We start from the raw sequence: 12,463 nt of genomic DNA on the forward strand, positions 1-12,463 counted from the left end.
GGAATCCGTTACTTCTTGATCGCGCGGCGCGGACCCTTGCGGGTACGGGCGTTGGTACGCGTGCGCTGGCCGCGCACCGGCAAGCCACGGCGATGACGCAGGCCGCGGTAGCAACCCAGGTCCATCAAGCGCTTGATGGCGATACCGACTTCACGGCGCAGGTCGCCTTCGACGACGTACTTGCCGATTTCCTGGCGGAGCTTCTCCACCTCGCCCTCGCTGAGGGACTTGATCGGCGTGGTGGGAACCACGCCAGCGTCCGCGCAGACCTTCTTGGCCCGGCTGCGGCCGATGCCGTAAATGCTCTGCAGGCCAACCCACACATGCTTGTGGACCGGCAAATTGACACCCGCGATGCGCGCCATGATGTACTTTCTCCGATGCGTTTCGTGCGCGGTAAACGCGCAATTCTAACCTGAATTATCCCGACAGGAAAGCCCTGCGGCCCCTAGGTGCCGCCGCTCTCCGATTTAGGCCCCTACTCCGTCGCCCCAGCAGCCTCAGTTGCGGCGGAGATTGGCCTTCTTGAGCAGACTTTCATATTGGTGACTGACCAGATGCGCCTGCACCTGAGCAGTGAAGTCCATCACCACGACCACGACGATCAGCAGAGAGGTGCCGCCGAAGTAGAACGGAACGTGCCAAGCCTTTTGCATGAACGACGGCACCAGACAGACCAGCACCAGGTACAACGCGCCGACGCCGGTGAGGCGGGTCATCACGTTGTCGATGTAGTCGGCCGTCGAACGACCCGGACGGATGCCTGGAATGAGCGCACCCGACCGCTTGAGGTTGTCGGCGGTTTCCTGGGAATTGAACACGATCGCCGTATAGAAGAAGGCGAAGGTGATGACCAGGACCGCAAACACGATGTCATACAGCGGCTCGCCCGGCGTCAGCGCCTGGGTGAGCTCCTGCAGCCAGCGCGACTGGTTGCCGGCGGTGAACCAGGTGGCAGCCGTGGCCGGGAACATCAGCAGGCTGGAGGCGAAGATCGGGGGGATCACGCCAGCCATGTTGATCTTCAGCGGCAGGTGCGAGGTCTGGTTCATGTAGGCCCGCTGCCCACCGGAACGCCTTGCGTAGTTCACGGTGATCTGCCGTTGGGCACGCTCCATGAACACCACGAAGGCCGTCACGGCCAGGATCAGGCCCACCACCATGATCATGCGGATCACGCTGAGCTCGCCGTTGCTGGCCATGCCCAGGGTGTGCGCCACCGCGCCGGGCAGGCCCGCCACGATGCCGGCGAAGATCAGCAGCGAAATGCCGTTGCCGATGCCGCGCTCGGTGATCTGCTCGCCCAGCCACATCAGGAACATGGTGCCGGCCGTGAGACCGACCACCGAAGCCATGATGAAGCCCATGCCCGGCGTATAGACCACCGGCGCGCCGCCGTTGGCGACCTGCTTCTGCAGGGCCACCGCGATGCCGAAGGCCTGGAAGGCCGCGAGGCCGACCGTGCCGAAGCGGGTGTACGTGGTCATCTTGCGACGACCCGACTCGCCTTCCTTGCGCAGCGCCTGCAGGCTCGGAATGACCGCGCCCATCATCTGCACCACGATGGATGCCGAGATGTACGGCACCACGCCGAGTGCGAACACCGAGAAGCGGGCCAGCGAGCCGCCCGAGAACATGTTGAACATGTTCATCAGGCCGCCGCCCGATTCAATCAGGCTGGTCATCGCTTCCGGGTTGACGCCCGGAACGGGAATGAACGAACCGAGGCGAAAAACGATCAGCGCACCAATCACGAAGAAGATGCGCTGACGCAGTTCGGTCAGCTTGCCGAGCGATCCGAGCGAAGGGCCCTTGGCTGCCGCCACGTGATTACTCCACGCTGCCGCCGGCAGCCTCGATGGCTGCCTTGGCGCCGGCCGTGGCGAGCACGCCCGACAGCTTGACCGCGCGGCCGATCTCGCCCTTGGCGACGACCTTGACCTTCTTGGCGTTGCTGTCGATCAGGCCGGCCTGGTGCAGGACGACCACGTCGATCACGTCAGCCTTGAGGTTGGCCAGCTGATACAGGAACACTTCCTGGCTCTCGGCCTTCTTCTTCGAACGGAAGCCGACCTTCGGCAGGCGACGCTGCAGCGGCATCTGGCCGCCCTCGAAGCCGTACTTGTGGGTGCCGCCAGCGCGGGCGTGCTGACCCTTGTGGCCGCGGCCGGCGGTCTTGCCCAGGCCCGAACCGATGCCGCGACCCACGCGAAGGCGGGTCTTGCGGGCGCCGGCGGCCGGCTTGATGTCATTCAGACGCATGATGCTTACTCCTCGACCCGGACCAGGTAGTAGACCGTGTTGATCAGACCACGCACCTGCGGGCTGTCCTTCAGTTCACGGACGTCGTTGAGCTTGTTCAGGCCGAGCGCCTTGACGCTCAGGCGATGACGGCTCTGCACGCCGCGCAGGCCCTTGACCAGGCGGACGCGGACGGTCTTTTCGTTGTTAGCCATTGCCCAGCACCTCTTCAACGGTCTTGCCGCGCTTGGCAGCGATCTGCTTCGGCGAGGCGACGGCCTGCAGGCCCTTGATGGTGGCGCGCACCAGGTTGATCGGATTGCGCGAGCCGACGGCCTTGGCCAGCACGTTCTTGACGCCGACCACTTCCAGCACGGCGCGCATGGCGCCGCCGGCGATCACGCCGGTACCTTCGGAAGCCGGCTGCATGAACACGCGGGCCGCACCGTGATTGGCCTTCACGGCGTACCACAGCGTGCCGTTGTTGAGGTCAACGGCGACCATGTTGCGGCGGGCGCGTTCCATGGCCTTGGAGATGGCGACCGGCACTTCGCGCGCCTTGCCATAGCCGAAGCCCACGCGGCCTTCGCCGTCGCCCACCACGGTCAGCGCGGTGAAGCTCATCTGGCGGCCACCCTTCACGGTCTTGGCCACGCGGTTGACGGCGATCAGCTTCTCGAGCAGGCCGTCTGAATTTTCGCGATCGGTAGAAGACATATTCTTTTCCGTCATGCCCGGAAGATCCGGGACTTTTGCTTGCGGCTGGGCCGCTTGGAGTTGTAGGTACAGCTGATGGGGCAGGCGCTACGCAGAGCCCTGCCCCTTGGTGCTTAGAACTTCAGGCCGGCTTCGCGCGCCGCATCGGCCAGAGCCTTGATGCGACCGTGATAGCGGAAACCCGAACGGTCGAACGCCACGGCTTCGATACCGGCGGCCTTGGCGCGCTCGGCGATCGCCTTGCCTACGGCAGTGGCGGCTTCGATGTTCTTGGTGCCCTTCAGGCCTTCGGCGATCGACTTCTGCACCGTCGAGGCAGCGGCAACCACGTTCTTGCCCGAGGCGTCGAACACCTGGGCATAGAGGTGCTGGCCGGTGCGATGCACGGACAGGCGGGCCACGCCCAGCTTGCGGATGTGCGAGCGGGTGGACTTGGCGCGACGCAGGCGGGATTCGTTCTTGTTCATCGTGTTCTCTCCAGGAAGCGGATAGGCACGCGCTTTTCAGCGCCTTAGGCCTTCTTGGCTTCCTTCAGGGTGATCTTCTCGCCGGCATAGCGCACGCCCTTGCCCTTGTACGGCTCCGGCGGACGATAGCCACGGATCTTGGCGGCCACTTCGCCCACGAGCTGCTTGTCCGAACCCTTGATCAGGATTTCGGTCTGCGTCGGGGTCTCCAGCGTGATGCCTTCCGGAGCGTTGAACACGACCGGATGGGAGAAGCCCAGGCTCAGGTTCAGCGCCTTGCCCTGCATGGCGGCACGGTAACCGACGCCGACCAGCTCGAGCTTGCGCTCGTAGCCGTCCGACACGCCCTTGACCATGTTGGCCAGCAGCGCACGCGCGGTGCCGCCGAACTTGTGGTCCGCGCCCTCGGCCAGCACGATGCTCACGTTGCCGTTATCGACGGCCACGGACACGCCCGGCAGGTTGTGCGTGGACAGGGTGCCCTTCGGGCCCTTGACGGAGATGCCTTCAGCGCCAGCCTTCAGCTCGACGCCCTTGGGCAGATTGATGATCTTCTTGGCTACACGGGACATCGTCGGCTCCTTAGGCGACCTGGCCGATGACTTCACCGCCGAGGCCCTTGGCGCGAGCCTGGGCATCGGTCAGCAGACCGGCGGACGTCGAGATGATCGAGATACCCAGGCCACCCAGGACCTTCGGCAGCTGGTCCTTGCCGCGGTACACGCGGAGGCCCGAGCGGCTGACGCGGGAAATGCTCTCGATGGCCGGGCGGCCCTCGAAATACTTGAGCTTGATCTCGAGCACCGGCTTGCCTTCCTGCGAGGAAGTCTTGGCGTCGAGGATGTAGCCCTCGTTCTTGAGAAGGTTGGCGATGGCCACCTTCAGCTTCGACGACGGCACGCTGACAGCCTGCTTGCCCGTAGCCTGGGCATTGCGGATGCGCGTAAACAGATCGGCGATGGGATCAGTCATGCTCATGAAAAACATCCTTCAGAGTGCACCGATATCCGATAAAACCGGAAATCAATATTGAGTTGTAAGCCGGCATAGGCGCCGGTCTGCTTTGCGCAGACTGTCGACTATATCAGCTCTTTTCCGGTTTTGCGAATAACGGCACGCGTTTCGCATCGGCGGCGGCACTGGAACAGCCCGCCCCCGGACGTATGAACCCGCCCGGGCCAGGCCCGGGCGGGTCGTTTAACAGGTCTTGCTTACCAGCTGGACTTGCGCAGGCCGGGCACATCGCCACGCATGGTGGCTTCGCGCAGCTTGTTGCGGCCCAGGCCGAACTTCTGGTACACGGCGCGCGGACGGCCGGTCAGGGCGCAACGGGTGCGCTGACGGGTCGGGCTGGCGTCGCGCGGCAGCTTCTGCAGCTTGGTCTGGGCTTCCATCTTCTCGTCGTACGAGGCGGTGGGGCTCAGCACGATCGCCTTCAGTTCCGCACGCTTGGCGGCGTACTTCTTGGCGAGCTTGGTCCGCTTGAGATCGCGGTTGATCATCGAGGTCTTAGCCATAAATCTCTCGCGCTCTCTTAGTTGCGGAACGGGAAGCTGAAGGCTTCCAGCAAGGCCTTGGCCTCTTCGTCCGACTTGGCGGTGGTGGTGATGGAGATATCCATGCCACGCATCGCGTCGACGGCGTCGAAGTCGATTTCCGGGAAGATGATCTGTTCCTTGATGCCGAAGTTGTAGTTGCCACGGCCATCGAAGGCGCGGCCCGACACGCCGCGGAAGTCGCGGGTACGGGGCAGCGAGATGTTGATCAGGCGATCGAAGAATTCCCACATCTGGGCACGGCGCAGGGTGACCTTGCAGCCGATCGGCCAGCCGTCGCGGATCTTGAACGAGGCGACGGAAACGCGCGCCTTGGTCTGGATCGGCTTCTGGCCGGAGATCTTGGCCATGTCGGCCACGGCGTTCTCAAGAACCTTCTTGTTCGCCGCCGCTTCGCCCACGCCCATGTTCAGCGTGATCTTGGTGATGCGGGGAACCTGCATCACGTTCTCGTAGCCAAAGCGCTCGGTGAGCTTCTTGACTACTTCGTCTTTATAAAACTTTTCAAGGCGCGTCATGACTTGTGTTCCTTACGCGTCCACGACCTCGCCAGAACTGAACACGCGGACCTTGCGCCCATCTTCGAGCGTCTTGAAGCCCACGCGTTCACCCTTGTTCTGAGCGGGGTTGAACAGCTGCACATTGGAGATATGGATCGAAGCCTCACGCTCGACGATGCCGCCGGCCTGGTTGGCCTGAGGATTCGGCTTGGTGTGACGCTTGACCACGTTGACGTTGGAGACGAACACGCGATCGCCATCCACGCGCAGCACGTCGCCGCGCTGGCCCTTGTTTTTGCCGGTGATCACGATGACCTGATCACCCTTGCGGATACGGTTCATGTCTAGCCTCCGCTCAGAGCACTTCGGGTGCGAGCGAGACGATCTTCATGAAGCGCTCGCTGCGCAGCTCGCGAGTGACCGGCCCGAAGATACGGGTGCCGATCGGCTCGAGCTTGTTGTTGAGAAGGACCGCCGCGTTGCCGTCGAAACGGATCAGCGAGCCGTCCGGACGACGCACACCCTTGGCGGTACGGACCACCACGGCGTTGTACACCTCGCCCTTCTTCACCTTGCCACGCGGAATGGCATCCTTCACGGTGACCTTGATCACGTCACCGATCGCGGCGTAACGGCGCTTGGAGCCGCCGAGCACCTTGATGCACATCAGTTCCTTCGCGCCGCTGTTGTCCGCCGCGGAAAGCGTGCTTTGCATCTGGATCATGTCTGCACCCTCCCCTTAGCCGACCGCGCGAGTGACGATTTCGACCACGCGGTGATGCTTGGTCTTGGACAGCGGGCGGCATTCCGCGATGCGCACCAGGTCGCCCTCGTTTGCACCGAGGTCGTCCTGCGCATGCAGCTTGGTCGACCGGCGGATGATCTTGCCCAGCAGGCCGTGCTGCACCTGGCGCTCGATCAGGACGGTCACCGTCTTGTCCATCTTGTTGCTGATGACGCGGCCCTCGAGGGTGCGCGCCTGCTTCTGGTTATCGCTCATATCCGCCGTCCTTACTTCTTGCCGCCGAGCGCGAACTTCGCGCGGGCGATGTCGCGCCGAACGCGGCGCAGCTGGTGCGGCTGGTTGAGCTGGCCGGTGCCCTTCTGCATGCGCAGGTTGAACTGCTCCTTGCGCAGGTCCAGCAGATGCTGCTTCAGCTCGTCGGCCGTTTTGTTGATCAGATCGTTCATGGCCATCACATCACCGCTCGGGATACGAACTGGGTCTGCACCGACAGCTTGGCGGCGGCGAGGCGGAACGCCTCACGGGCCGTGGCTTCGTCGACGCCCTCGATTTCATAGAGCATGCGGCCGGGCTGGATCGGAGCGACCCAGTACTCGACGCCACCCTTACCCGCGCCCATTCGGACTTCGATCGGCTTCTTGGTGATCGGCTTGTCCGGGAACACGCGGATCCACAGCTTGCCGCCACGCTTCACGAAGCGGGTGATGCAACGGCGGGCCGCCTCGATCTGGCGCGCGGTCAGCGCGCCATGAGTGGTGGCCTTGAGGCCGTATTCGCCGAAGCTCACGAGGTTCGAGCTGAACGCCAGACCGTCGTTGCGGCCCTTGAACTGCTTGCGGAATTTGGTTCGCTTAGGTTGCAACATGGCAACTCTCCTTACTTCGCCGTCCGCTCGCGACGGCCTTCACCGCCCTCGCGACGCGATTCACGACGACCCTCGCCACCTTCGCGGCGCGGCTGCGACGGCTCTTCCTTCGCTTCCTGGCCAACCTGCGCCAGGTCGAAGATTTCGCCCTTGTAGATCCACACCTTGATGCCGATGACACCGTAGGTGGTGTGCGCTTCGGCGAAGCCGTAGTCGATGTCCGCACGCAGGGTGTGCAGCGGCACGCGGCCTTCGCGGGCCCACTCGGAGCGGGCGATCTCGGCGCCGTTCAGACGACCGGACACGTTGATCTTGATGCCCAGGGCGCCGAGGCGCATCGCGTTGCCGACCGAGCGCTTCATGGCGCGGCGGAACATGATGCGGCGCTCGAGCTGCTGCGCGATCGACTCGGCCACCAGCTGCGCGTCGAGCTCGGGCTTGCGCACCTCGCTGACGTTGATGTGCGCCGGGACGCCCATCAGCTGGCTGACTTCCTTGCGCAGCTTCTCGATGTCCTCGCCCTTCTTGCCGATCACCACGCCCGGACGGGCGGTGTGGATCGTCACGCGCGCGGTCTTGGCCGGGCGCTCGATCTGGATCTTCGAGATGCCGGCCTGGGCCAGCTTCTTGCGCAGCATCTCGCGGACCTTCAGGTCGGCAGCGAGGTACTGGGCGTATTCGCCCTTATTGGCGTACCACTTCGAGTTCCAGTCCTTGGCAATGCCGAGGCGGATACCGGTGGGATGAACTTTATGACCCATCGTCTATATCCCCAGTCAGTTGCCAACGACCACAGTGATGTGGCTCGTGCGCTTCAGGATGCGAGAACCGCGGCCTTTGGCGCGGGCGTACATGCGCTTCATCGCCGGACCTTCGTCGACGAAGATGCGAGCGATCTTCAGCTCGTCGACGTCGGCGCCGAGGTTGTTCTCGGCGTTGGCGACGGCCGACAGCAGCACCTTACGAACGATGTGCGCGGCCTTCTTGTTGGTGAACTGGAGCACGTCGCTGGCACGGCCCACGGGCATGCCGCGGACCAGGTCAGCCACCAGGCGCACCTTCTGCGCCGAAATGCGGGCGCTGCGCAGGATTGCTTTGGCTTCGGTGCTCATCACTTGCCCTTCTTATCGCCGCCATGGCCCTTGAAGGTGCGGGTCACCGCGAACTCGCCGAGCTTGTGCCCGACCATGTTCTCGTTGACGAGCACCGGCACGTGCTGGCGACCGTTGTGGATGGCGATGGTCAATCCCACCATTTCCGGCAGGATCATCGAGCGGCGCGACCAGGTCTTGATCGGACGCTTGTTGTTGGTGGAAACCGCAGCTTCCACCTTCTTCACGAGGTGAAGGTCGACGAAAGGACCTTTCTTCAATGAACGCGGCATGACGGTTTCCTGTTACTTGCGGCGACGCACGATGAACTGCTGCGTGCGCTTGTTGTTACGGGTCTTGTAGCCCTTGGCCGGCGTGCCCCACGGGCTGACCGGATGACGGCCGCCGGAGGTCTTGCCTTCACCACCGCCATGCGGATGGTCGACCGGGTTCATGGCGACGCCGCGGACGGTCGGGCGGATGCCCTTCCAACGCTTGGCGCCGGCCTTGCCGAGCTTCTTCAGGCTGTGCTCGCCGTTGCCGACTTCACCGATGGTGGCGCGGCAGTCGACCGGCACGCGGCGCATTTCGCCGGAGCGCAGGCGCAGCGTGGCGTAGCCGGACTCGCGGGCCACCAGCTGGACGGAAGCGCCGGCGCTGCGGGCGATCTGCGCGCCCTTGCCGGGCTTCATCTCGATGCAGTGCACGGTCGAACCGACCGGGATGTTGCGCAGCGGCAGGCTGTTGCCGGCCTTGATCGGCGCATCGTGGCCCGACACCAGGCGGTCGCCCGCCTGCACGCCCTTCGGGGCGATGATGTAGCGGCGCTCGCCGTCGGCGTAGCACAGCAGCGCGATGTGCGCGGTGCGGTTCGGATCGTATTCGATGCGCTCGACCTGGGCGACGATGCCTTCCTTGTCGCGCTTGAAGTCGATGATGCGGTAACGCTGCTTATGACCGCCGCCCTGGTGACGAACGGTGATGCGACCGTAATGGTTGCGACCGCCGGTCTTGGACTGGGCTTCGGTCAACGGCGCGTACGGCGCGCCCTTGTGCAGGCCCGGGGTACGCACGCTGACTGCGTCGCGGCGTCCGGCCGAGGTCGGCTTGTGAGTGATCAGTGCCATCTCAATTCAACTCCTGGCTCAGGCCTTGGCCGCCACGTCGATGGTCTGCCCATCGGCCAGGCGCACGTAGGCCTTGCGCTTGCCCTGGCGGTTGCCAGCGCGGAAACGGAAGGACTTGACCTTGCCCTTGGCGTTGACGAGGTTCACCTGCTCGACCTTGACGTCGAACATCTGCTCCACCGCCGCGCGGACATCGGCCTTGGTCGCGTCGGGCGCGACCACGAAAACGTACTGGTTGCCCTCGGCAAGACGGGCCGCCTTCTCGGAGATGTGCGGCGCGCGCAGCGTGTTGAGAATGCGTTCGTTGCTCATGCCAGCCACTCCTCGATCTTCTTCACCGCATCGACGGTCATGACGATGTGATCCGAACCGACCAGGCTCACCGGGTTCAGCGCCAGCACGTCCACCACGTGGATGTACGGGATGTTGCGGGCAGCCAGGAAGGTGGCTTCGTTGGCATCTTCCGACACCAGCAGCACACGACCGGAAACCTGCAGCTCGGCCAGCTTGGCAACCATCGCCTTGGTCTTCGGGGTGTCGATGCCGAAGCTCTCGACCACCTTCAGGCGACCCTGGCGATTGAGCTCCGCGAGAATGGAGCGCAGCGCCACGCGATAGGCCTTGCGGTTGACTTTCTGTTCGAAGTTGCGGGGCTTCGCCGCGAAGGTGACACCGCCGCCGACAAAGATCGGGGCGCGGTAGTCGCCGTGACGGGCGCCGCCGCCCTTCTGCTTCTTGAACTTCTTGGTGGTACCCGACAGCTCACCACGCGACAGCTGCGCCTTGGTACCGGCGCGACCGCCGGCCTGGTAGGCAACGACCACCTGGTGGATCAGGGCCTGCTTGAACTCACCGCCGAACACTTCGTCCGACACGTTGAGCGGCTTGGCGCCAATGACATTCAGTTCCATGGCGTCTCTCCTCAACCCTTGGTGGTCGGACGGATCACGACGTCGCCACCGGTAGCACCGGGGACTGCGCCCTTGATCGCGATCAGATGACGCTCGGCGTCGACCTTGACCACTTCCAGACCCTGCTGCGTGCGGTTCACCGCACCCATGTGGCCGGACATCTTCTTGCCGGGGAACACGCGACCCGGGGTCTGGCGCTGGCCGATAGAACCCGGCGAGCGGTGCGACAGCGAGTTACCGTGGGTGGCATCACCCATGGTGAAGTTGTGGCGCTTGATGGTGCCCTGGAAGCCCTTGCCCTTCGACACGCCGGCGACGTCAACGATCTGACCCACCTGGAACACGTCATCGGCCTTGATCTCGGTGCCCACGCTGTACTTGCCGAGCTCGTCGGCAGTCACGCGGAACTCCCACAGACCACGACCCGGCTCGACCTTCGCCTTGGCGTAGTGACCCTTCAGCGGCTGGGTCAGCAGGCTGGCGCGCTTGACGCCCGCCGCGACCTGCACAGCGCTGTAACCATCGTTATCTTCCGTCTTCAGCTGGGTGACGCGATTCGGGGTGGCTTCAATCAGCGTCACCGGAATCGAGCGTCCATCTTCAGTGAAGAGTCGGCTCATGCCGCACTTGCGGCCAACCAGTCCGATACTCATCTTCGTATCCTGTCTATCGCTCAGCCGAGCTTGATCTGAACATCGACGCCAGCGGCGAGATCAAGCTTCATGAGCGCGTCCACGGTCTTGTCGTTGGGGTCAACGATATCGAGCACGCGCTTGTGGGTACGGGTTTCGTACTGGTCGCGGGCATCTTTGTCGACGTGCGGCGACACCAGAATGGTGTAACGCTCGATCTTGGTCGGCAGCGGGATCGGGCCGAGGACCGTGGCGCCGGTGCGCTTGGCCGTCTCGACGATTTCGCTGGCCGAACGGTCGATCAGACGATGATCGAACGCCTTGAGCCGGATGCGAATCTTTTGGTTCGCCATAAACCGTGTCCTGTTATCTAAAGAACGATTCTGTGATTCGGAATGGCTTCTCACCATTCCGCACAACCCTTGGTACTACCTGGTGCAGCAAAGGGGTCGACGGCTGCCGGGAAATCCCGGCGATTCGACCCCTAAAAGACCGGGCAGACCGACGGTATCGGTCTGCCCAGACGAAAAAGTATAGAACGCGAAAACGCAAATGGCAACAGAGCGGTCACTCTGCCGTCATGCGACCCCGCAACGTCCTTGTATGCGAACTCGAAGCGCTTCCTGCACCTCATTTCGCTGTGTGCCTCGAGCGACCAGGCCCGAATGCAAAGGGATAACTTGTCAAGCATATAGGAACATCAGCTCGATGGGAAGCCCTTTGCGCAGAAAACAGGCAAAAAAAGAGCGGGGCTTGCGCCCCGCTCTTTCAGACCCGGTGTTCGCTCGCCCGAAGGCGGGCTACTTACTTGGTGATCTTGGCGACGACGCCGGCGCCGACGGTGCGGCCACCTTCGCGGATCGCGAAGCGCAGGCCGTCCGTCATCGCGATCGGCGCGATCAGGGTCACCTTCATCTTCACGTTGTCACCCGGCATCACCATCTCCACGCCTTCCGGCAGCTCGATCGCGCCGGTCACGTCGGTGGTGCGGAAGTAGAACTGCGGGCGGTAGCCCTTGAAGAACGGGGTATGACGGCCACCCTCGTCCTTCGACAGCACGTACACCTCGGCCTCGAAGTCCGTGTGCGGCGTGATCGAGCCCGGCTTGGCCAGCACCTGGCCACGCTCCACTTCGTCACGCTTCGTGCCGCGCAGCAGCAGACCCACGTTGTCGCCCGCCTGGCCCTGGTCCAGCAGCTTGCGGAACATTTCCACGCCGGTCACCGTCGTCTTGGTGGTCGGGCGGATACCGACAATCTCGATTTCCTCGCCCACCTTGATGATGCCCGTCTCGATACGACCGGTCACCACCGTGCCGCGGCCCGAGATCGAGAACACGTCTTCCACCGGCATCAGGAACGGCTTGTCCAGCGTACGCACCGGCTCCGGAATGTACGTGTCCAGCGCGTCCACCAGCTTGATGATCGCCGGCACGCCAATCTCCGACTGGTCGCCTTCCAGCGCCGCACGCGCCGAACCCACGATGATCGGGGTGTCGTCGCCCGGGAACTCGTATTTCGACAGCAGCTCGCGCACTTCCATCTCGACCAGCTCGAGCAGCTCCTTGTCGTCCACCATGTCCGCCTTGTTCAGGAAGACCACGATGTACGG

The 12,463-nt window shown here is 63.7% G+C and carries 24 protein-coding genes; all 24 read right to left on the minus strand.

Features of this window, described 5'->3' with window-relative positions:
- Positions 1–8: 8 nt before the first annotated feature.
- A complete protein-coding gene (gene rpsM, locus FHW84_RS20620) occupies positions 9–365 on the minus strand; it encodes a 30S ribosomal protein S13 (protein ID WP_167257911.1) in 357 nt (118 codons plus the stop codon).
- A 135-nt stretch (positions 366–500) separates the two neighbouring features.
- Positions 501–1,826: a preprotein translocase subunit SecY gene (gene secY / locus FHW84_RS20625; RefSeq protein ID WP_167257913.1), complete on the minus strand. Its 1,326-nt coding sequence runs from the start codon at positions 1,824–1,826 to the stop codon at positions 501–503.
- A 4-nt stretch (positions 1,827–1,830) separates the two neighbouring features.
- Positions 1,831–2,262 (minus strand): 50S ribosomal protein L15, encoded by a 432-nt coding sequence (gene rplO / locus FHW84_RS20630; protein ID WP_167257915.1) that lies wholly within the window; start codon positions 2,260–2,262, stop codon positions 1,831–1,833.
- Positions 2,263–2,267: 5 nt separating this feature from the next.
- The gene (gene rpmD, locus FHW84_RS20635; protein WP_026635849.1) at positions 2,268–2,456 is read right to left on the minus strand and encodes a 50S ribosomal protein L30; all 189 of its coding nucleotides are present in this window, start codon (positions 2,454–2,456) and stop codon (positions 2,268–2,270) included.
- Entirely contained in the window at positions 2,449–2,958 is a 510-nt protein-coding gene (rpsE, locus tag FHW84_RS20640; protein ID WP_167257917.1) for a 30S ribosomal protein S5, read from the minus strand. The genes rpmD and rpsE overlap by 8 nt, the downstream gene beginning before the upstream one ends.
- 113 nt (positions 2,959–3,071) lie before the next feature.
- Positions 3,072–3,425: a 50S ribosomal protein L18 gene (rplR, locus tag FHW84_RS20645; RefSeq protein ID WP_026635847.1), complete on the minus strand. Its 354-nt coding sequence runs from the start codon at positions 3,423–3,425 to the stop codon at positions 3,072–3,074.
- A 44-nt stretch (positions 3,426–3,469) separates the two neighbouring features.
- The gene (gene rplF / locus FHW84_RS20650) at positions 3,470–3,997 is read right to left on the minus strand and encodes a 50S ribosomal protein L6 (protein WP_167257919.1); all 528 of its coding nucleotides are present in this window, start codon (positions 3,995–3,997) and stop codon (positions 3,470–3,472) included.
- 10 nt (positions 3,998–4,007) lie between these two features.
- Positions 4,008–4,403 (minus strand): 30S ribosomal protein S8, encoded by a 396-nt coding sequence (rpsH, locus tag FHW84_RS20655; RefSeq protein ID WP_167257921.1) that lies wholly within the window; start codon positions 4,401–4,403, stop codon positions 4,008–4,010.
- Positions 4,404–4,636: 233 nt separating this feature from the next.
- Positions 4,637–4,942, minus strand: a complete 306-nt coding sequence (gene rpsN / locus FHW84_RS20660) for a 30S ribosomal protein S14 (protein WP_167257923.1) — start codon at positions 4,940–4,942, stop codon at positions 4,637–4,639.
- 17 nt (positions 4,943–4,959) lie between these two features.
- Complete coding sequence (gene rplE / locus FHW84_RS20665; protein WP_167257925.1) at positions 4,960–5,499, minus strand: 50S ribosomal protein L5; 540 nt, start codon at positions 5,497–5,499, stop codon at positions 4,960–4,962.
- A gap of 12 nt (positions 5,500–5,511) precedes the next feature.
- On the minus strand, positions 5,512–5,823 hold the full coding sequence (rplX, locus tag FHW84_RS20670) for a 50S ribosomal protein L24 (RefSeq protein WP_167257927.1): 312 nt from the start codon (positions 5,821–5,823) through the stop codon (positions 5,512–5,514).
- A gap of 13 nt (positions 5,824–5,836) precedes the next feature.
- Positions 5,837–6,205 (minus strand): 50S ribosomal protein L14, encoded by a 369-nt coding sequence (gene rplN, locus FHW84_RS20675; protein ID WP_026635841.1) that lies wholly within the window; start codon positions 6,203–6,205, stop codon positions 5,837–5,839.
- A gap of 15 nt (positions 6,206–6,220) precedes the next feature.
- The gene (rpsQ, locus tag FHW84_RS20680; RefSeq protein WP_167257929.1) at positions 6,221–6,481 is read right to left on the minus strand and encodes a 30S ribosomal protein S17; all 261 of its coding nucleotides are present in this window, start codon (positions 6,479–6,481) and stop codon (positions 6,221–6,223) included.
- An 11-nt stretch (positions 6,482–6,492) separates the two neighbouring features.
- A complete protein-coding gene (gene rpmC / locus FHW84_RS20685; RefSeq protein WP_167257931.1) occupies positions 6,493–6,678 on the minus strand; it encodes a 50S ribosomal protein L29 in 186 nt (61 codons plus the stop codon).
- Positions 6,678–7,091, minus strand: a complete 414-nt coding sequence (gene rplP / locus FHW84_RS20690; protein ID WP_026635838.1) for a 50S ribosomal protein L16 — start codon at positions 7,089–7,091, stop codon at positions 6,678–6,680. The genes rpmC and rplP overlap by 1 nt, the downstream gene beginning before the upstream one ends.
- Before the next feature lie 11 nt (positions 7,092–7,102).
- Positions 7,103–7,852 carry a 30S ribosomal protein S3 gene (rpsC, locus tag FHW84_RS20695; protein WP_167257933.1) on the minus strand — a complete coding sequence of 250 codons (750 nt, stop codon included), beginning with the start codon at positions 7,850–7,852 and terminating at the stop codon, positions 7,103–7,105.
- A gap of 15 nt (positions 7,853–7,867) precedes the next feature.
- Positions 7,868–8,203, minus strand: coding sequence for a 50S ribosomal protein L22 (gene rplV, locus FHW84_RS20700; protein ID WP_026635836.1), 336 nt, complete (start codon positions 8,201–8,203; stop codon positions 7,868–7,870).
- Complete coding sequence (gene rpsS / locus FHW84_RS20705) at positions 8,203–8,475, minus strand: 30S ribosomal protein S19 (protein ID WP_026635835.1); 273 nt, start codon at positions 8,473–8,475, stop codon at positions 8,203–8,205. The genes rplV and rpsS overlap by 1 nt, the downstream gene beginning before the upstream one ends.
- A gap of 12 nt (positions 8,476–8,487) precedes the next feature.
- Positions 8,488–9,309, minus strand: coding sequence for a 50S ribosomal protein L2 (gene rplB / locus FHW84_RS20710; RefSeq protein WP_167257935.1), 822 nt, complete (start codon positions 9,307–9,309; stop codon positions 8,488–8,490).
- An 18-nt stretch (positions 9,310–9,327) separates the two neighbouring features.
- Positions 9,328–9,621, minus strand: coding sequence for a 50S ribosomal protein L23 (rplW, locus tag FHW84_RS20715; protein ID WP_026635833.1), 294 nt, complete (start codon positions 9,619–9,621; stop codon positions 9,328–9,330).
- Positions 9,618–10,220: a 50S ribosomal protein L4 gene (rplD, locus tag FHW84_RS20720; protein ID WP_167257937.1), complete on the minus strand. Its 603-nt coding sequence runs from the start codon at positions 10,218–10,220 to the stop codon at positions 9,618–9,620. Before rplD ends, rplW begins: the two co-directional genes overlap by 4 nt.
- An 11-nt stretch (positions 10,221–10,231) precedes the next feature.
- A complete protein-coding gene (gene rplC, locus FHW84_RS20725) occupies positions 10,232–10,873 on the minus strand; it encodes a 50S ribosomal protein L3 (protein ID WP_167257939.1) in 642 nt (213 codons plus the stop codon).
- Between the two features lie 20 nt (positions 10,874–10,893).
- Entirely contained in the window at positions 10,894–11,205 is a 312-nt protein-coding gene (gene rpsJ / locus FHW84_RS20730; protein ID WP_014402136.1) for a 30S ribosomal protein S10, read from the minus strand.
- Between the two features lie 451 nt (positions 11,206–11,656).
- Positions 11,657–12,463 (minus strand): elongation factor Tu (locus FHW84_RS20735; RefSeq protein WP_167257941.1); only part of this gene is annotated, 807 nt, incomplete at its 5' end.

The sequence above is a fragment of the Dyella sp. SG562 genome (genome assembly GCF_011759495.1).
Lineage (GTDB): Bacteria > Pseudomonadota > Gammaproteobacteria > Xanthomonadales > Rhodanobacteraceae > Dyella_D > Dyella_D marensis.